This is a genomic window from Actinomycetospora sp. CA-084318 (genome assembly GCF_050955885.1).
In the GTDB taxonomy this organism is placed as follows: domain Bacteria; phylum Actinomycetota; class Actinomycetes; order Mycobacteriales; family Pseudonocardiaceae; genus Actinomycetospora.
Genome location: NZ_CP192098.1, coordinates 3,174,333 through 3,192,416 on the forward strand (window position 1 = coordinate 3,174,333; position 18,084 = coordinate 3,192,416).

Sequence of the window (18,084 nt, forward strand, 5' to 3'; positions counted from 1 at the left end):
GACGTCACCCGTCGGGCCGGCCCGGACCACCCGAGCCCGATGCGCGACGTCTCGACCGCCGCCGCCCGTCGTCAGGAAGGGCGCGCCATCGCGGCGTGTTTCTCGGCCTTCTGGACCTCGGTGAGTTCCCGGTTCTCCTCGACCTGCTGCCGCGTGGCGTCGTCGCCGCCGATGACGTGGTCGTCGCCGCGCATGAGCGCCTCGTAGCCCTGGCGGGCGACCTCGGCCTGGTCGTTCTTCCACGAGTCGTCGCCGAAGACGGTGTCGTCCATGCCCGCCGTGTGGTGGAACTCGCTGTTCGTGGCGCCGGGGAGCAGGGCGGTCACGCTGATGCCCGACTCGCGCAGCTCCTCGCGCAGCGACTCGGCGAACGAGAAGCCGAAGGCCTTGCTCGGACCGTAGACGGTCTCGTAGGGCGTCGGCTGCAGCGCCGAGATCGACGAGGTGACGAGGATCCGGCCGCGACCCTGGGGCAGCATCGCGTGCACCACCCGCTTGGCCAGGTGCACGGTGCCGGTCACGTTGACCGCGATGAGCTCGAGCTCGGCGTCGAGGTCGGCGTCGGCGAACGCGCCGCCGATCCCGATCCCGACGTTGAGGCACGCCACCTCGAGGGGCCGCTCGAGACCCGCGACGAACGACCAGAACTCCTCGACGCCCTCGTGGGTGCCCAGGTCGACCTGGACGGCCCAGGCCTCGCCGCCGTGCCCGCGCAGCGCGGCGGCGGCGTCGTGGACGCGGTCGGCCCGGCCGGAGATCACCACGTCGTGGCCGTGCTGGGCGAGCTGCTGGGCGAGCTCGAAGCCGATGCCGGACGAGCCGCCGGTGACGAACGCGAGGGGTCTCATGGACCGGGCGTTCCCGACGACGGGTCGCGGCACGCGTCGCACCTAGTGCTCGGGCTCGTGCCCGACGACCGTGGGGGCGAGCACGACCGAGGACATCGTGGTGCACGCCGCGCACCAGCCCAGGAAGTCCCGCTCGTGCGCGACCCAGAACTCCTGGACGAATGAGGCGCCGTCGCGCAGGTCGGCGCCGCACACCGGGCAGAAGTTCATGCGAGCGCGGGGTCGCCGAACAGGTCGAGGACCTCGTCGCGGATGGGGGAGAAGCGGATCGAGCTCTCCCGGCACCACATCGCCCGGAACTGCGCCGCGGGCCCGAACTTGTCGCGCTCCATCGGTAGGTCGATCACGTCGTGCGGTTCCCGGAAGGTGCAGATCGGGTCCTCACCCGCCGCCACCTTCGCCATCTGCTCGGCGTAGAGCTTGCGCAGCAGGATGACCCCGAGATCGGACGTGCCCAGGTGCTCGCGGGAGCGGTCGGAGATTCGGCCCTGGGTGATCCAGGCGACGATGTCCTGGCCGTCGACGTAGTCCCGCAGCCACTCCCCGCGCTCGTCGACCAGGGGGACCTCGTAGGTGGGGATCGACGCCTGGGGCGGCGCCCCGCCGTCGGGCCGGTAGGTCTGGTACCAGACGTGCCAGGTGGTCTCGTCGTCGACGGGGACACGGATCTGGAAGGTCGCGAGCCCGGCGGCGCCGACCCGCAGCATGTGCGGGAAGACGAGCGGGTGGCCGACCCTCCAGTCGTCGTCCTCCTCCGTGTGGCCCTCGAGGACGCGCCGCTTGAGGATGCCGTGCTCGAACACCTCGAACGCGACCTTGACGTGCTTCTTCGTCACGACGGGAACCGGTGCCGCCCCGTCGAGTTCCCGCAGGAACGAGCCGTACCGGCCGTGCAGCCACTCGACGTGGTACGGGTCGACGGAGTTCTCCATGATCTGCAGGAAGTTGCACGGCAGCTCGGCGTGTCCGATGTCGCGCCAGGCGTCGTCCCAGACGAAGAGGTCGTAGCGCGGGAGCTCGGGGGCGGGCAGCGGGCCGAGGTAGGCGAACACGAGCCCACCGAGCTCCTGAACCGGGTAGGCGGTCGTCCGGATGCGCGCCGCGAACGTGGAGCCGGCGGGCTCGCCGGGCTGGGAGAGGCAGCGCCCGTCGGCGTCGAAGACCCAGCCGTGGTAGCCGCAGCGCAGGCCGGTCTGCTCGGTGCAGCCCAGCCACAGGGCCGCCCGCCGGTGCGGGCACTGCTCGGCGAGGAGCCCGATCGTGCCCGATCCGTCGCGGTAGAGCACCAGGTCCTCGCCGAGCAGACGGCGCTTCACGGGCACGCGCGTCGCCATGTCGTGCGTGGCGATCGGCCACCAGTAGCGGCGCAGCAGATCCCCCATCGGCGTTCCCGGCCCGACCCGGGTGAGCCGTTCGTTCTTCTCCGGACTCAGCATGGTGCGGAGTGTCGGACGGCGTCGGACACCCCGGGAGCGCGTGGTTCCGCGCCCCGGAACGGGCTCACCACACCACGTCCAGCCGCTCCAGCCCCCGGAAGAAGTAGCTCGCGATGTACGTGGGCTCGTAGCCGTCGGCGAGCCGGAGGCCGGGGAGCCGCCGGAGCAGGGTCTCCAGTGCCACCCGGATCTCGGCGCGGGCCATCGGCGCGCCCGGACACACGTGCAGGCCCCGACCGAACGCGAGGTGCTCGCGGACGTTCGGCCGGTCCAGGTCGACGGCGTCCGGGTCGGGGAACACCGTCTCGTCCCGGTTGCCGGAGCCGAAGAGCAGCAGCAGCGGCGTGCCCGCAGGCAGCGGCGTCCCGCCGAGCTCGGTGTCGCGGGTGGTGATCCGGAAGAGACCGCGGTGCGGCGCGTCGCGACGCAGGACCTCCTCGGTGACCCGCGGGATGGTCCGTGCCGGGTCCTCGCGCACCCGCCGGTGGACCTCAGGGTCCTCCAGGATCGAGAGCATCGTCGCGGTGATGGCGTCGCGGGTCGTGTCGAACCCGGCGACCCGTGCCGCTCCGCGCACGATCGACTGGATGTGCGCGTCCTCCAGACCGGGGAAGCCATTCGCACCGTGGACGAGGTCCGAGATGAGGTCCTCCCGCGGTTCCGCGCGCCGCGCGTCCATGATCCGCTGCAGGTAGACGGTGTAGTCGCCGAGCCGTTTCGCGGACTCCACGCGGTCGGCGACCGGCGCCAGCGGGTTCCACAGCGTGACGACGTCGTCGGTCCAGCGCTGGATTCGATCGGTGTCCTCGGGCGGCAATCCGATGATCGCGCTGATGACGGTCTGGACGAACGGGATCGCGTAGTCGCCCACCAGGTCGGCCCGACCCGCGGCGAACCCGTCCACGAGCTCGTTCGCCCGAGTGCGCATCGTCGGCATCATCGCTCGGACCCGGGACCCGGTGAATCCCGCGTCGAACACCCGCCGGAAGTGGGTGTGTCCCGGCAGGTCCTCGTTCACCACCGCCGTCGTGTCCGGGACCCCGCCGCGTTCGAGCTCGGCGACGACCTCCGGCGGGTTGTCGTAGAACCGGGGCACCGCCACCGACGACGAGTACGTCGCGGGGTCGTCGATCACGGTGCAGAGGTCCTCGTACCGGGTCACCATGAATGCCCCGAGCGTCGGGCTGAAGGCGATCGGCCGCCCCCGGGCCGCCCGGTAGAAGAGGTGCGGGTCCTCCCGGTGCGGGCTGACCATCGGGTTGAAGTCGAGCGCGTCCGGTGTGGTGCTCATCGGTTCCCTCCTCGTCGTGGGGACGAGGTGAACGTGGCCCAGGACACACTCCCTGGTCGAGCCGCTGGCCGCAGACCCGTGAGCCATCGCCTGCAGTCAGCGCCGCAGCGTGTCCGACGGGCTCTCGCCGTATCGGGCGCGGTAGGCCGCGGCGAACCGTCCGAGATGGGTGAAGCCCCAGCGCGACGCGGTCGTCCCCACACCGACGACGGAGGGGTCCGCGCCGAGCAGGTCGGCCCGGGCTCGCGACAGTCGGACACCCCGGACGTGCGCCATGGGCGGCCGACCCACGTGGCGGACGAACCCGTCGTGCAGTCCACGCACCGACAGCCCGACACGACGCGCGAGGTCCGCCGGGGTCCAGGGATGCTCGGGGTGGTCCTCCACCAGGTCCCGGGCCCGGGCGATGGCCGACGAGCCGGCTGCGGGCGGCCGCGCGGTCAATCGCTCCCGGAGCGGGTGGTCGACCACGAGCAGGAGCCCCGCGAGCAGGCTCGTGGTCAAGGGCCGGAGGACGAGGGGATTCGCGACGATCCCGTCGGGTTCGGCGCCGAGTCCCGCGACGGTGCGGGCGAGCGACCACCACTGTCGACCACCGGGCGACGACAGGTCGAGCTCGGGGGCGAGGGCGATCGTCCGTGGCTCGGGGGCGTCGAGCATCGCGGCCAGCTGGCGTTCCAGCGCCGCACGCTCGATCTTGAGCCCGACGAGGCGACCGCCACCCGTCCAGCCACGCAGCCGTGCTGCCGCGTCCGGTCGGTAGACGGCCGCCCGGCCCGGTGTGGCGGTGAGCTCGACGGACCCGATCCGTGTGCTCAGGATCCCGTCCAGGGGCACGTTGACCTGGTACCCCGAGCCGAGCTCGCCCGTCTCGATGAGTACCTCGTCGTCGTAGGCGAGCACGCCGCACGAGACGGGTCCGACCGTGCTGGCGGACAACCGCATCCGGAAGTGCCGCGGATCGTGTCGGACCGTGAGCCGGTGGGGGAAGTAGACCTCGGCGCAGACGTCCGCGGCGCGGTCGAGGTCGCGCGTCTCGACGCAGGTCGTCGCCATCGGGACCTCCTCGCGTCGAGCGCACCCCGCCCGGACCGGTGTGTCCAGTCCGCCGTTCCGCGACGGGGCACGCGAGGTCAACGCGCGGGCGGTGTCGACAGGTCGTCGCCCACCGTGTCACCCACCTCGGCGTAGCCCACCTGCAGCGCCTCGCCCAGCAGACCGAGGTCGGTCGAGGTGCGGGAGACCGCGGGCGCGTCGGCGGGCGGGCGGACCTGCACGACGCGCTCGCCGAGACCGTCGAGCACCGCCTCCGTCCGGGCCGCCTCGGCGACCCGGCGGCGCCACGGATCGAGGACGCCCGGCGCGTGCCGCCGCAGCCACCGGCGGACGATCGCGTCGACCACGCCCGGCGGCTCGGCCGGGACGTGCTCCGCGGCGTGGGTGCGCAGGACGACGAGGTGGGTGATCCCGGCCGCCAGCGCGGTGTGCACCGCGACCGGTTCGGCGAGCCCGCCGTCGACGAAGCGGCGGCCGTGGAGGGTCTGCGGCGGACCGGCCAGCACCGGCAGGGTCGAGCTCGCCCGCAGCGCGCGCGGCACGTCCTCGGGACCGGTGAGCAGGGGCCGCAGATCGGTGGACGCACCGGTGGCCGCGTCCGTGGCCATCGGGTGGAAGGGCCCGGCGAGCACCCGGTCGAACGGCATCGGGAACTCGTGCACGTACACGTGCTCCACGAGGTGCGCCAGGTCCACCACCGGCCCGCCGCGCAGCAGCCGACGCGGGTCGATGGTCCCGCGCATCACCGACCGGTCGACCCACGGCGCCATCGCCGCGCGCGCCATCCCGGCCGTGAACCAGGCGGCGTTCAGCGAGCCCGCCGACACGCCGTAGACCGCGTCGAAGCACTCGCCGAATCCCTGGTCCTCGAGCGCCGCGGCCATGCCCGCCGAGTACGTCGCGCGGCTCCCGCCGCCCTCGACGACCAACGCGACCCGCGCCCCGTCGTCGGGAAGGCCTTCCCAACGATCCCCGGGTCGAGCTCCGCTGCGCTGCGTCTCCCGCTCATCGGGTCGAGCTCCGCTGCGCTGCGTCTCCCGACGACGGGTCAGCAGGCTCAGCGGGTCGGCCATCGAGCCTCCACGGTCGTCGCGTCATCGTCGGTGTGCACGGTGGCCGCCAGCCCGGCCGCCCGCACGGTGGCGGCGAGCATCGGAGCCTGGTGGGTGGCGCACTCCACGAGCAGCGCGCCCGTGGGGGCGAGCCAGCCCGGGGCGAGGGCGGCGATGCGCCGGGCGAGGTCGAGCCCGTCGGGGCCGCCGTCGAGCGTGCCGCGCGGCTCGTGCTCGCGGGCCTCGGGGGGCATGCCGGCGATCTCCTCGCTCGGCACGTAGGGCGGGGAGGCGAGCAGGACGTCGACGCGGCCGCGCAGCGCCGGCGGGAGCGGCCCGTCGAGGTCGCCCTCGTGGACGTGGCCGGGGACGTTGCGGCGCGCACAGGCGACGGCGGTGGGGTCGAGGTCGACGGCGTGGAGCTCGATCGACGGTGTGGCGCTGCTGTCACTGGATGCAAGCAGTGACGCATTGCTGTCACCGGCGGTCAGGGCTGCCGCGACCGCCGCGCCCAGCGCGCCCGACCCGCAGCAGAGGTCCACGACCACCGCACCCGGGAACGCCCGGGCCACGGCGAGGTCGACGAGCAGCTCGCTGCGGTGCCGCGGTACGAACACCCCGGGGGCGACGACGACCCGCCGGCCGCGGAACTCCGCCCACCCCAGCACGTGCTCCAGCGGCTCCCCGGCGATCCGGCGGCGCACTGCGGCCTCGTCGGCGTCGCGCAGCAGCTCCGCCTCCTGCTCGGCGAACACGCACCCGGCGGCGCGGAGCCTGGCCACCAGATCCACGGCCCCACCGTAGGGCGGGTGGTGGTCCGGCCCTCGTCGTGATGGCATCTGCTGTGTGGCTCAGTACGGGGACTACCAGCTGGAGATCTACGGCGCGGGCCTCAAGGGGGTGCTGCCGCGCTGGCCGGTCGACTTCGCCGGGCTGGAGGCGGCCGCCGCGGCCGCCCTGCCGGACTGGGTCCTGAACTACGTCGCGGGCGGCTCCGGTGACGAGCGGACCCAGCGCGGGAACGCCGAGGCGTTCGGCTGGTGGGGGATCGTGCCGCGGATGATGCGGGGCGCCTACGAGCGCGACCTGTCGACGTCGTTCTGCGGGGTCGACCTCCCGACGCCGCTGTTCTGCGCCCCCGTGGGCGTCATCGGCATCTGCTCGCAGGACTTCCACGGCGACCTCGCCGTCGCCCGGGCCTGCGCCCGCACCGGCGTGCCGATGGTGATGTCGACGCTGACCAACGACCCGCTCGAGGACGTCGCCGAGGCGCTCGGGGACACCCCCGGCTTCTTCCAGCTCTACACGCCGAAGGACCGCGACGTGGCGGTCTCGTTGATCCAGCGCGCCGAGAAGGCGGGCTTCCGCGGCCTCGTCGTCACCCTCGACACCTGGGTCACCGGCTGGCGCCCGCGGGACCTCAACACCGCGAACTTCCCCCAGCTGCGCGGGCACGTCCTGGCCAACTACTTCTCCGACCCGGCGTTCCGCGCGCTGCTGACCGACAGCCCCGAGGAGGACCCGCGCGCGGCCATCTCCCTGTGGTCGCGGCTGTTCGGGCACAGCGTCGGCTGGGACGACCTGACCTGGATGCGCGAGGCGACCGACCTGCCGATCCTGCTCAAGGGGATCAGTCATCCCGACGACGCGCGGCGCGCGGTGGAGCTCGGCGTCGACGGCCTCTACTGCTCCAACCACGGCGGGCGGCAGGCCAACGGCGGGCTCCCGGCGCTGGAGACCCTGCCCGACGTCGTCGAGGCGGCGGGCGACGTGCCGGTGCTCTTCGACTCCGGGGTGCGCAGCGGCGCGGACGTCGCGAAGGCGCTCGCCCTGGGGGCGCGGGCCGTGGGCCTCGGCCGGCCCTACGCCTACGCGCTGGCGCTGGGCGGCGAGGACGGGGTGGTGCACCACCTGCGGTCGGTGCTCGCGGAGACCGACCTCGTGATGGCGGTGGACGGCTACCCGACGCTCGACGACCTGCGGGCGCCCGGGTCGATCCGGAGGTTGCCGCACCAGGTGGCGTAGCCGCCTTGTGAGCACTTTCCGTGGCCTGGGCCACGGAAAGTGCTCACATGCGCGAAGCGCACCTACGACGCGTGCTTCTCCACGACGGCGCCGAGACGCGGCAGCGCCTCGATGACGTTCTCCTGCGCCTTGCCGCGCAGCTTGGAGTAGACCGACGTGATCGCGGCGCGGTTCGACTTCTCGGCGCGCCGGTCGGTGACGCCGAGCAGGGCCTCCGACACCGGCTGCGGGTGCGCGGCGAGGTAGGCGCCGAAGTCGCCCGTCGGGGCGGCCTGGTAGGCGGTCCAGTGCGGCTCGAGGGCCTCGACGAACTCGTCGAGCAGGGTGTCGATGACGCCCCAGATGATGCCCGGCTTGATCTTCTTGACGGCGGCGTACCCGGTCTTGATCACGCCGCCGGACAGGCCGCTCTTGTCCTTGACCTCGTCGTCGACGAGCGTCTCGAGGTCGGTGACGACGAAGCCGCGCTTGTCGGAGTCGAGCAGTGCTGCCTTGAGGGTGACGGCCACGCTGGGTGTCCTTCCACGGGGGAGCAGGGCCGCGGTGACGGTACGACACCCGTTCGAGAGGTCGTCGAACACCCCGCCCCTCGAATCACATCCGTGTGGTTCTAGTCGTCGTGCTCGGTGATGAAGTCGAGGAAGACCGGCCAGGTGTGGGTCTTCGCGCGCCGCCCGGTGAGCACGCCGAGGTGCCCGCCGGGCTCGACGTCGAAGCGCAGGTCGGAGGCCTTCGTCAGGAGGTCGACGCCCGCGCGCACGCTGTCCACCGGCGCGATCCCGTCGTCGGCCCCGGCGATGAGCAGGATCGGGTCCTCGACGTCGGCGAGCCGCACCCGGCGCCCGCCGACCCGCACGGCGTCGCGCGCGATCTCGTTGCCGCGGATCACGTGGTGGAACACCTGGCCGAAGGCGCGCCCCGGGTAGGCGACCATGTTGTTCATCAGCACGTCGACGGCCTCCATCTGCTCGAGGAGCTCGCGGTCGTCGAGGTGGGTCAGCACGGTGATCGGCTTCGTGACGTACCGGTCCGCGCTCACCAGCTGGAACGCGGCGCGCACCGCCGGGGCCGGGAAGCCGCCGAGCACGCGGTAGGCCGTGGTGAAGATGGCGCCGCCGGTGTACTCGGCGATCGACCGGAACGGCGCCACGATCGGCACCTTGTCGACGTCCACCGGCGCCGCGAACGCCGTCCCGGACGCGACCGGGAGGTCGTGCGCCGCCAGGGTGAGCAGCACGAACAGCCCGCCGAGACTCCACCCGGCGAGGTGCAGGTCGCCGGCGTCGCCCGCGTCGTCGTGCGCGGCCTCGATCGCGGCGGGCAGCACGTCGTCCACCCACGTCTCCAGGCCGCGTCGTCGCCCCCGCCAGAAGGCGGCATCGTAGGTGACGATGTAGACGGTCCGCCCGTGCTCGAGGAGGAACTCGACGAGGCTGTTCCCGCGGCGCAGGTCGAACGCGAGGTCCGGCGCCCCCAGCGGGGGCACGAGGAGGACGGGGTTCCCGACGACCGGTGCGTCGGGGATCGCGGCGTAGCGGTGCAGGGTCCAGCCACGGCCGCCCGTGAGAGCGGTGCGGGGTCGTCGGGTGGTGTCCGCGAGGTGGCCCTCCCACAGGCGGTCCCACACGTTCTCGAGGGCCGACGACACCCGCCCGACCACCGAGCCGACCTCTCGCAGGGCGGCGTCGAGCACCGTCGGGGTGTGGTCGGGATCGCCGGCCGGGACGGGCGTACGCGCGCTGGACACGGCGGGATCGTAGGGCCGATCGGGGGAGGCCGGGTGACCGGAGCACCCCCGACGGTGGCGAACCGTGACGCGACGAGTGGTCGGTCGTCCGCGGCCGGTCGACGTCCGCGCAGGTTGACGCTGCGTCGATGCCCCACTCCGGGGAGTGATGCGAGAGCCCACACGGACGCATGACGTCCCGCCTGATCGTCCGAAGGACGACTACATCGTTCGTCCGTTTGACTGGTCGGGCGGCCATCGGACCAGGACAGAGGTCCGGATGGCGGGTGACGGGCGGACGACGGGAGGACGGCAGCGGTGGACCCGAGCGCGGCGTCGGTGCAGGGGGTGCCCGGGCTCTTCGGGAGCGTGGGGTCGAGTGTCGTCGGGACGAGCGTGCGCGCCCCCGCCGACATGTCCGCGGAGGCGACCGAGGCCCGCCGCCGACGGCTCGCCGTGGCCGGTGTGTCCCTGATGGGCGCCGCCGCCGTCAGCACCGCCGTCTTCCAGACCGTCACCGGCACCTCCACCACGCTCGCCATGACCGGCGGCCTGAGCGCCTTCCTCGGCTCGACGTCCACGCCGACCCCGCAGGGACCCGCCGCGGCTCCCGTGGTGCCCGCCGCGCCGGCGATCACCGACCTCGGGTCCTTCTCGCCGACGCCGGCGCCCCCGACGTCACCCGAGGTCGCGCTGCGGGCGGCACGCGGACCGCTCGCGGGGCCGGGCGATCTGCCCGACGCGGCCCGGTCCTCGGCCGGCGCCACCGGAGGCGGTGGCGGTGCGCCCGCGTCGTCACCGGGCGGGTGGTCGGGCGGTGCGGGCGGGGGCTGGTCCTCGACACCCGGCACGGGCACGGGACAGCCGTCGAGCGGCGCGCCGTCGTCGTCGCCCTCGTCCACCGCACCGACGACGACCCCGTCGACGAGCACGGGCCCGACGACGACGCCGCCGAAGTCCACCCCGCCCTCGACGACCCCGCCGACGAGCACCGCGCCGACCGGGAGCGAGCCGACCGGGAGCGAGCCGCCGAAGAGCGAGCCGTCGAGCACCGCGCCCACCGGGAGCGCGCCGGCGAAGAGCGAGCCCCCAACGAGCGAACCCTCGACGAGCGGGCCGGGTGCGGGGTCCGACCGGGCGTCGGGGAGCACGTCGTCGGGCGGCGAGGGCTCGGCGGGCTCCTGAGTCCACGCTCGCCCTCGTCGACCCGGCTCCGGCCCGGTCGGCGCGGATGTGCCGTTCGTGCCGTTCGCCGGGTCGGGAGGTCCGCGATCTGCGAGGATGCCGCCGCACGCCGGGGCTCCCGCGGCGGGCCACGCACCAGGAGACGGGGACATGAGCGAGTCGAACCGCGAGCCGCAGGACGCCGACCCGTTCGCCCGCCCGCAGGGCGAGCAGAGCGGCACGGGCTACCCACCGCCGACCGCCTACTCCGGCTCGGGCTCGAGCTCGCAGCCCAGCTCGCAGCCGACCGCCGCGCCGAACGCGTCCGGCAGCGCTCCCGGTGACACCCCGTCCGACGCGCCGCGCGACACGCCGTCCGGTCCGGGTGGCTACGGCCCCCCGTCGTCGGAGCCGCCGGCATACGGCCAGAGCGGTCAGTACGGCCAGAGCGGTCAGTACGGCCAGAGCGGTCAGTACGGCCAGCCCGCCTACGGCCAGCCCGGGTACGGCCAGCCCGGCTACCCGCAGTCCGGCGGCTACCCGGCGGCGCCCGGCTACGGTTACGCCGCCCCGACGAACGGGCTGGCGATCACCTCACTGGTGCTCTCGCTGCTGTCGTTCTTCTTCATCATCACCGCCATCGGCGGCGTGATCTGCGGACACATCGCGCGCAAGCAGATCCGGGAGCGTGGCGAGGGCGGCGACGGGCTCGCGCTGGCCGGGTTGATCATCGGCTACATCTTCGTCGCGTTCATGGTGATCGCGCTGGTGTTCATCATCATCGGGATCACCGCCGCCGTCTCCTCCGGCGGCTACTGACCCACACGCCCACCCCCCGGACACGCCACCGCCCCCGGACCCAGCAGGGTCCGGGGGCGGTGTCGTGCGGAGGTCAGCGACGCGAGCGGCGCAGGTTCGCCCGCTGCTCGGCGCGCAGCTGGTGGACGACCACCGGCAGCACCACGAGCGCGACGAACGGCAGGCCGATCGTCGGCACGACGAACAGCCCGGCGAGGCCGAGCACCATGACGACGAGGGCGGTCACGGGGGACGTCGCGACGGCTCGGAGCCGGGCGAGGTCGAGACGGTGGGCCCGCGTCGTCTCCGTGGTGCTCACGGGGGCGAAGCGGGGGAGGGTCGGGGCGTTCTGGGGCCAGGGCAGAGCCATCGGGAGCGCGCGGTCCTTCACGGATCGAGGTGGGCAAAGGGAAATCGGCACTAGCACCGGGCCCGCCCGTGAATCGATCGAGCCCGGCATGCCCACAGACGTCATACCCCGGTCGGCGTTGCTCGGAGGTCAGGTCTCGATTCGGCAACGGCGCACCCCCGTCCTAGGGTGCCGACGTGACCGCTCCCGATCCGGACGTCGCCGCCCTGCTCGCGCGCTGGTCCGACCGCGGCGAACCCGCGATGTTCGCCGGCACGGACACGCCGGAGGGCGTCGCCGCGGCCCGCGAGCGCTACGCCGCGCTGCTGCGAGAGACGGTCCGGCCGGCCACCGCCGCGCCCGAGGTCCTCGACGACGCCCCGGTGCCGGTCCGCGTGCACCGTCCGGTCGAGCGGACCAGCGACGCCCTCGTGGTTTACGCCCACGGCGGCGGATGGGTGCTCGGCGGGGGTGCGGTCTACGACCCGGTCGCCCAGCGTCTCGCCGACGACACCGGCGCCGTCGTGGTCGCCGTCGACTACAGCCTCGCCCCGGAACACCGCTTCCCGAAGCCGCTCCACGACGTCCTCGACGGGCTCGGCTGGGCCCTCGACCACGCCGGCGACTGGGACGCCGACCCCGCCCGCGTCGGCCTCGCCGGCGACTCCGCGGGCGCCAACCTCGTCGCGGGAGCCGCGCTCGCGCGCCGGGACCGGCGCGCACCCGTCGTCGGGACCCTGCTGGTCTACCCGCCGCCGGACTTCGAGGGCCGCTACGCCTCGGTGCGGGAGAACGGCGAGGGGTTGTTCCTGACGGCGGCCGACGTCGTCGCCTGCTCGAAGCTCTACCTGGGGTCGGCGAGCCCCCGCGGCGACATCCGGCTCTCCCCGCTGCGGGCCGACCTCACCGGGCTCGGCCCGACGATCGTCGCGACGGCGGGCCTCGACCCGCTCCGCGACGCCGGCCGGGCCTTCGCCGAGGCCCTCACCGCCGCTGGGGTGGACGCGCGCCTGCGCGAGCACTCGACGCTGGTGCACGGCTTCCTGGGTTTCACCGGCGTGGTCCCGGCCGCCGACGAGGCCGTCGCGGCGCTGCACCGGGAGTTCGCCGCGCTGCTCACGGCGTGATAGGAAGCCACAAACAGTCCGGTCTGACCGTTGTTGAGGAGGAGCATCCGTGACCGAACCCATCGACCCGACGACCCTCACCGTCGGGGTCCTCGGCGGCACCGGCGCGCAGGGCAAGGGCCTCGCGCTGCGGTGGGCGCGGGCCGGGATCCGCGTGATCATCGGGTCGCGCGCCGCGGAGCGGGCGGAGGCCTCGGCGGCCGAGTACCGCGAGCTCACCGGCACCGACCACGTCACCGGCACGGACAACGCCTCGTGTGCGGCGCAGGCCGACGTCGTGCTCGCCGCCGTGCCGTGGGAGTCGCACGCGGACACCCTGACCGGGCTCGTCGAGCCGCTCCGGGGCAAGATCCTGATCGACTGCGTCAACCCGCTCGGGTTCGACAAGAAGGGCCCGTACCCGCTGCCGGTCGAGGAGGGCAGCGTCGCGCAGCAGGCCGAGCAGCTGCTCCCCGAGACCCGCGTGACCGCGGCCTTCCACAACGTCTCCGCAGTGCTGCTCGCCGACCTCGACCAGGCCGAGGTCGACTGCGACGTCCTCGTGCTCGGTGACGACCGCGAGGCCACCGACGTGGTCCGCGCGCTGGCCGACGCCATCCCCGGGATGCGCGGGGTGTTCGCCGGCCGGCTGCGCAACGCCTATCAGGTCGAGTGCCTCACGGCGAACCTCATCGCGATCAACCGGCGGTACAAGGTGCACGCCGGCGTGAAGATCGTGTGGCCCGAGCACGAGTAGGTCACTTCAGCGGGTCGTGGCCCCAGTTCATCAGCGAGTAGCGCCACTTCGAGGTCTTCACGTCCTCCTTCGACGGCTTCTGCTTCAGGTGCCGGGCCACGTACCCCTTGACCTTCTTCATGGCGGCGAGGTCGTCGTCGTCGAGGTCGTCGACCTTCTTGCGCTGGATCTCGACGATCCGGCGGCCCATGTGGTGCCCGGTCGACTCCTCGTCGCCCGAGGAGTTGCCCACCGACTGCGACTCGTCGGTGTCCAGCCAGTCGTCGAGCTCCTTCGGCGTCATGTTGACGGCGTCGTCGAACTCGCGGCGGATGGTGTCGGTGTCGTCGGCCATGCGCGAGGGTGCCTGCGGCCCGTGAGTACTAATCCGTGTTCTGGCACGGACTAGTACTCACGGGAGCGCAGCTCACCTGAAGGAGTGCTCCTCCGCCGGGTAGACGCCCTCGCGGACCTCGCGGGAGAACTGCTCCGCCGCGCCACCGAGGGCCCCGGCGAGGTCGGCGTAGCGCTTGACGAACCGCGGGACCCGGCTGGTGTTCAGGCCGGCCATGTCCGGCCACACCAGCACCTGGGCGTCGCAGTCGGGTCCCGCGCCGATGCCGACGGTCGGGATGCGCAGCTCGCCGGTCACCTTCTTGGCGACGTCGGCGGGGACCATCTCGAGCACCGTCGCGAACGCCCCGGCCTCCTGCACCGCGAGGGCGTCGGAGAGCAGCTTGTCCGCCCCGGCCCCGCGGCCCTGCACCCGGAACCCGCCCAGGGCGTGCTCGCTCTGCGGGGTGAACCCGAGGTGGGCCATCACGGGGATGCCGGCGTCGACGAGGGCGCGGATCTGCGGCGCGTAGTGCTCGCCGCCCTCGAGCTTGACCGCGGCCGCGCCGCCCTCCTTCATGAACCGCACCGCGGTCTCGAGGGCCTGGCCGGGGGAGACCTGGTAGGAGCCGAAGGGCAGGTCGGCCACGATGAGCGAGCGCGACGCCCCCCGGACCACCGCCTTCGTCAGCATCAGCAGCTCGTCGACCGAGACCGGCACCGTCGAGTCGTAGCCGAGCACGTTGTTCGCGGCGGAGTCGCCGACGAGCAGGACGGGGATGCCCGCGGCGTCGAACACCTTCGCCGTCGGGAAGTCGTAGGCCGTGAGCATCGGCCAGCGTTCGCCGGCATCCTTCCACTGCTGGAGGTGGTGGATCCGGACGCGCTTCGGGAGCTCCGCGGGTGACGTCATCGTCGGTCCTCCTGCCTCGAGGCCCGCGCGTGCGGGTCCCCGGGCGTGTGAGAGGGGAACAGTGCGCGTGGAAGCGTGCACCGCCACGGCCGTGCGCTGCGGGTCCGTGTCGCCAGCCTCACAGCGCGGGACCCGGACGGGGACCTCATCGGGCGATTGCGAGGATGGCCGCGTGCGTCCGGGGAGCAGGTCCATCCGTCCGAGGAGTTCCCGACGGCGGGTGTGGCGCCTGGGAGCGCTGCTCGCGGTGGTGCTCGCCGCCGGGGCCTGCGCCGACGCCGTCCCCGGCGTCGCGACCGGTCCGGCGGCCACCTCGAGCTCCGCGGCGCCCGTCGACGCGGTCCCGCCCGGGCTGGACCGGTTCTACGCCCAGCAGCTCTCGTGGGGGTCGTGCCTGCCGTTCGCCACCACCGACGACGACCGGCTCTACTACCAGCAGCCGGGCTTCGAGTGCGCGCGCCTGGAGGTGCCGGTCGACTACGCGAACCCGGCCGGACGGACGGCGCAGATCGCGGTGTCGCGGGTGCGCGCGACCGACCCGAACCAGCGCATCGGTTCGCTGCTGGTCAACCCGGGCGGTCCCGGCGCCTCCGGGGTGAGCCTGTCCTCGCAGCTCGCCATCCTCACCCGCGGCGACGAGGTCGCCCGCCGGTTCGACCTGGTCGGCTTCGACCCCCGGGGCATCGGCGCGAGCACCCCGACGATCCGCTGCCTGACCGGGCCGGAGCAGGACGCGCAGCGCGCCGCCGACATCACCGACCCCTCGCCCGCCGGGGTGCAGCGGGCGGACGACCTCGCCCGGCAGACCGCCGACGGCTGCGCGCAGAAGAGCGGCGTCGACCTGCTGGCGAACGTCGGGACCCGCGACGTCGTCAAGGACATGGACGTCCTGCGCGCCGTCCTCGGCGACCGCAAGCTCACCTATCTCGGGTTCTCCTACGGCACCCGGATCGGCTACACCTACGCCGAGCAGTTCCCGCAGAACGTGCGGGCGCTGGTGCTCGACGGGGCGCTGGACCCGAACCTGGACCCGACCGTCGAGGTGGTCAACCAGGGCCGCGGCTTCCAGGGCGCGTTCGAGGCGTTCGCGAAGGACTGCGCGACGAAGCCCGGGTGCGCGCTCGGCACGGACCCGACGCAGGCCACGGCCCGCTTCCAGCAGATGACCCGGCCCCTGATCCAGGCGCCGATCCGGCTGCCCGACGGGCGGGTGCTCTCCTACAACGACGCCCAGCAGGGCACCATCCAGTCGCTCTACGCCACCTCGCTGTGGCCGGACCTGCGCCAGGGCCTCACCGAGCTCGCGCAGGGTCGGGGCCAGACGCTCATGGGTCTGGCCGACCAGTACTACGACCGGTCCCCGGACGGGACCTACTCGCCGCAGCAGGACGCGTTCACCGCCGTCCGCTGCGTCGACGACCCGCGGGTGACCGACCCGGCGCAGGCCCTGGACCGCGCGGAGCGCTACAACGAGGCCGCCCCGTTCCTCGACTCTGGGCGGGGCGCCAGCTCCGCGCTCGACTCGTGCGCGTTCTGGCCGCCGCAGGCCCCGGTGACCGGCGGGCCGCACACCCCGCAGGTGCCCGGGCTCGCCCCGCCGCTGGTCGTGTCGACGACGGGCGACCCGGCCACGCCGTACCAGGCCGGGGTCGACCTCGCGAAGGCGCTGAACGGCTCGCTGCTGACCAAGGTCGGCGACCAGCACACCGCCACGTTCCAGAACTTCCCCTGCGTCGACGCGATCGTCACGCGCTACCTCGTCGACGGCACGCCTGCGCCGCCGAACGCGCGGTGCGGCGAGACCGGGTGATCATCGTCCCCGGAGGGCACCCCTGTGACGTCCCTGTAACACCGTCTCCTTAGGGTCGCGAGCATGGATCGGCAGCAGGAGTTCGTCCTGCGGACGCTGGACGAGCGCGACATCCGCTTCGTGCGGCTGTGGTTCACCGACGTCCTCGGGTACCTCAAGTCCGTCGCGATCGCTCCTGCCGAGCTCGAGGGGGCCTTCGCGGAGGGCATCGGGTTCGACGGGTCCTCGATCGAGGGCTTCAGCCGGGTCTACGAGTCGGACATGGTCGCGAAGCCCGACCCGTCGACCTTCCAGGTGCTGCCCTGGGAGGACGCGGACGGCGACCACTACTCGGCCCGCATGCTCTGCGACATCACGATGCCCGACGGCTCGCCGTCCTGGGCCGACCCGCGCCACGTCCTGCGCCGCGCGCTCTCGCGCGCCGCCGAGGCCGGCTTCACCTGCTACGTGCACCCCGAGATCGAGTTCTACCTGCTGCGCGACCTCCCCGACGACGGGACGCCGCCGGTCCCCGCCGACACCGGCGGCTACTTCGACCAGGCCAGCCACGACATCGCACCGCACTTCCGCCGGCGCTGCATCGACTCGCTCGAGGCGATGGGCATCTCGGTGGAGTTCTCCCACCACGAGGGCGGCCCGGGGCAGCAGGAGATCGACCTGCGCTACGCCGACGCGCTGACGATGGCGGACAACATCATGACGTTCCGCTACCTCGTGAAGGAGGTGGCGATCACCCAGGGCGTGCGGGCCTCGTTCATGCCGAAGCCGTTCACCCAGCACCCGGGCTCGGCGATGCACACGCACGTCAGCCTGTTCGAGGGCGACCAGAACGCCTTCCACGACGCCGCCGAGCCCTACGAGCTGTCCAAGACCGGCAAGGCGTTCGTCGCCGGGGTCCTGCGCCACGCGCGCGAGATGTCCGCGGTGACCAACCAGTTCGTGAACTCCTACAAGCGCCTCGTGGTCGGCGGCGAGGCCCCGACCGCGGTCTGCTGGGGCCACGCGAACCGCTCCGCGCTGGTGCGCGTGCCGATGTACTCGCCCGGCAAGGCATCGTCGCGCCGGGTCGAGGTGCGCTCGTTGGACTCGGCCGCGAACCCCTACCTCGCCTACGCGGTGATCCTCGGCGCCGGGCTCAAGGGCATCGCCGAGGGCTACGAGCTGCCGCCCGCGGCCGAGGACAACGTCTGGTCGCTGACCGAGGGCGAGCGCCGGGCGATGGGCTACCAGACGCTCCCGCAGAACCTCGACGGCGCGCTGCAGGCCTTCGAGCAGTCCGACCTCATGGCGGAGATCCTCGGCGAGCACGTCTACGACTTCTTCCTGCGCAACAAGCGCAGCGAGTGGGACGCCTACCGGCGCAACGTCACGCCCTACGAGCTGGCGACGTACCTGCCGTCGCTGTAGCGGGCCCGTCGTCGGGACCGCGCGACTAGGCTCG

19 protein-coding genes are annotated in these 18,084 nt (G+C 73.3%); 7 read left to right on the forward strand and 12 right to left on the reverse strand.

The genetic code is table 11. The annotated features are described in order from the left end of the window. Positions 1–71 precede the first annotated feature (71 nt). The 7 genes from ACQPYX_RS15540 to ACQPYX_RS15570 all read right to left on the reverse strand — a co-directional run bounded on the left by ACQPYX_RS15540 (position 72) and on the right by ACQPYX_RS15570 (position 6,522). Positions 72–848, reverse strand: coding sequence for an SDR family NAD(P)-dependent oxidoreductase (locus tag ACQPYX_RS15540; protein ID WP_433798249.1), 777 nt, complete (start codon positions 846–848; stop codon positions 72–74). 42 nt (positions 849–890) lie between these two features. Beyond that, the gene (locus ACQPYX_RS15545; protein WP_433798250.1) at positions 891–1,058 is read right to left on the reverse strand and encodes a hypothetical protein; all 168 of its coding nucleotides are present in this window, start codon (positions 1,056–1,058) and stop codon (positions 891–893) included. Further along, a complete protein-coding gene (locus ACQPYX_RS15550) occupies positions 1,055–2,284 on the reverse strand; it encodes a Rieske 2Fe-2S domain-containing protein (protein ID WP_433798251.1) in 1,230 nt (409 codons plus the stop codon). Before ACQPYX_RS15550 ends, ACQPYX_RS15545 begins: the two co-directional genes overlap by 4 nt. A gap of 64 nt (positions 2,285–2,348) precedes the next feature. Then, positions 2,349–3,575 (reverse strand): cytochrome P450, encoded by a 1,227-nt coding sequence (locus ACQPYX_RS15555; RefSeq protein ID WP_433798252.1) that lies wholly within the window; start codon positions 3,573–3,575, stop codon positions 2,349–2,351. Positions 3,576–3,671: 96 nt separating this feature from the next. Further along, the gene (locus tag ACQPYX_RS15560) at positions 3,672–4,631 is read right to left on the reverse strand and encodes an AraC family transcriptional regulator (RefSeq protein WP_433798253.1); all 960 of its coding nucleotides are present in this window, start codon (positions 4,629–4,631) and stop codon (positions 3,672–3,674) included. 77 nt (positions 4,632–4,708) lie between these two features. Continuing rightward, a complete protein-coding gene (locus ACQPYX_RS15565) occupies positions 4,709–5,704 on the reverse strand; it encodes a patatin-like phospholipase family protein (protein ID WP_433798254.1) in 996 nt (331 codons plus the stop codon). Continuing rightward, positions 5,689–6,522, reverse strand: a complete 834-nt coding sequence (locus ACQPYX_RS15570) for a putative protein N(5)-glutamine methyltransferase (RefSeq protein WP_433798255.1) — start codon at positions 6,520–6,522, stop codon at positions 5,689–5,691. Before ACQPYX_RS15570 ends, ACQPYX_RS15565 begins: the two co-directional genes overlap by 16 nt. 7 nt (positions 6,523–6,529) lie before the next feature. Between ACQPYX_RS15570 and ACQPYX_RS15575 the strand changes: the two genes are divergently transcribed. Beyond that, entirely contained in the window at positions 6,530–7,708 is a 1,179-nt protein-coding gene (locus ACQPYX_RS15575; RefSeq protein ID WP_433798256.1) for an alpha-hydroxy-acid oxidizing protein, read from the forward strand. A 62-nt stretch (positions 7,709–7,770) separates the two neighbouring features. Here ACQPYX_RS15575 and ACQPYX_RS15580 read toward each other — a convergent pair whose 3' ends face one another. Further along, on the reverse strand, positions 7,771–8,217 hold the full coding sequence (locus ACQPYX_RS15580; RefSeq protein ID WP_433798257.1) for a DUF6918 family protein: 447 nt from the start codon (positions 8,215–8,217) through the stop codon (positions 7,771–7,773). Positions 8,218–8,318: 101 nt separating this feature from the next. Further along, positions 8,319–9,455 (reverse strand): alpha/beta hydrolase, encoded by a 1,137-nt coding sequence (locus ACQPYX_RS15585; protein ID WP_433798258.1) that lies wholly within the window; start codon positions 9,453–9,455, stop codon positions 8,319–8,321. A 297-nt stretch (positions 9,456–9,752) separates the two neighbouring features. Here ACQPYX_RS15585 and ACQPYX_RS15590 point away from each other — a divergent pair, with 297 nt between their 5' ends. Further along, complete coding sequence (locus ACQPYX_RS15590; protein WP_433798259.1) at positions 9,753–10,619, forward strand: hypothetical protein; 867 nt, start codon at positions 9,753–9,755, stop codon at positions 10,617–10,619. 150 nt (positions 10,620–10,769) lie between these two features. Further along, on the forward strand, positions 10,770–11,417 hold the full coding sequence (locus ACQPYX_RS15595) for a DUF4190 domain-containing protein (RefSeq protein ID WP_433798260.1): 648 nt from the start codon (positions 10,770–10,772) through the stop codon (positions 11,415–11,417). A 73-nt stretch (positions 11,418–11,490) separates the two neighbouring features. On the opposite strand, the gene ACQPYX_RS15600 is transcribed toward ACQPYX_RS15595, so the two are convergent. Further along, positions 11,491–11,766 (reverse strand): hypothetical protein, encoded by a 276-nt coding sequence (locus ACQPYX_RS15600; protein ID WP_433798261.1) that lies wholly within the window; start codon positions 11,764–11,766, stop codon positions 11,491–11,493. Positions 11,767–11,942: 176 nt separating this feature from the next. On the opposite strand from ACQPYX_RS15600, the gene ACQPYX_RS15605 reads away from it, so the two are divergent. Together ACQPYX_RS15605 and npdG are read left to right on the forward strand one after the other, a co-directional pair. Further along, positions 11,943–12,872, forward strand: a complete 930-nt coding sequence (locus tag ACQPYX_RS15605; RefSeq protein WP_433798262.1) for an alpha/beta hydrolase fold domain-containing protein — start codon at positions 11,943–11,945, stop codon at positions 12,870–12,872. Between the two features lie 49 nt (positions 12,873–12,921). Continuing rightward, a complete protein-coding gene (npdG, locus tag ACQPYX_RS15610; RefSeq protein WP_433798263.1) occupies positions 12,922–13,608 on the forward strand; it encodes an NADPH-dependent F420 reductase in 687 nt (228 codons plus the stop codon). 1 nt (position 13,609) lies between these two features. Here the strand turns inward: npdG and ACQPYX_RS15615 are convergent, their stop codons facing one another. Continuing rightward, entirely contained in the window at positions 13,610–13,942 is a 333-nt protein-coding gene (locus tag ACQPYX_RS15615) for a DUF3140 domain-containing protein (protein ID WP_433798264.1), read from the reverse strand. A 72-nt stretch (positions 13,943–14,014) separates the two neighbouring features. Continuing rightward, positions 14,015–14,833, reverse strand: a complete 819-nt coding sequence (panB, locus tag ACQPYX_RS15620) for a 3-methyl-2-oxobutanoate hydroxymethyltransferase (RefSeq protein WP_433798265.1) — start codon at positions 14,831–14,833, stop codon at positions 14,015–14,017. Positions 14,834–15,053: 220 nt separating this feature from the next. Between panB and ACQPYX_RS15625 the strand changes: the two genes are divergently transcribed. Next, positions 15,054–16,643: an alpha/beta hydrolase gene (locus tag ACQPYX_RS15625; protein WP_433798266.1), complete on the forward strand. Its 1,590-nt coding sequence runs from the start codon at positions 15,054–15,056 to the stop codon at positions 16,641–16,643. A gap of 63 nt (positions 16,644–16,706) precedes the next feature. Continuing rightward, a complete protein-coding gene (locus ACQPYX_RS15630) occupies positions 16,707–18,050 on the forward strand; it encodes a glutamine synthetase family protein (RefSeq protein ID WP_433798267.1) in 1,344 nt (447 codons plus the stop codon). The last annotated feature ends 34 nt before the right edge of the window (positions 18,051–18,084 follow it).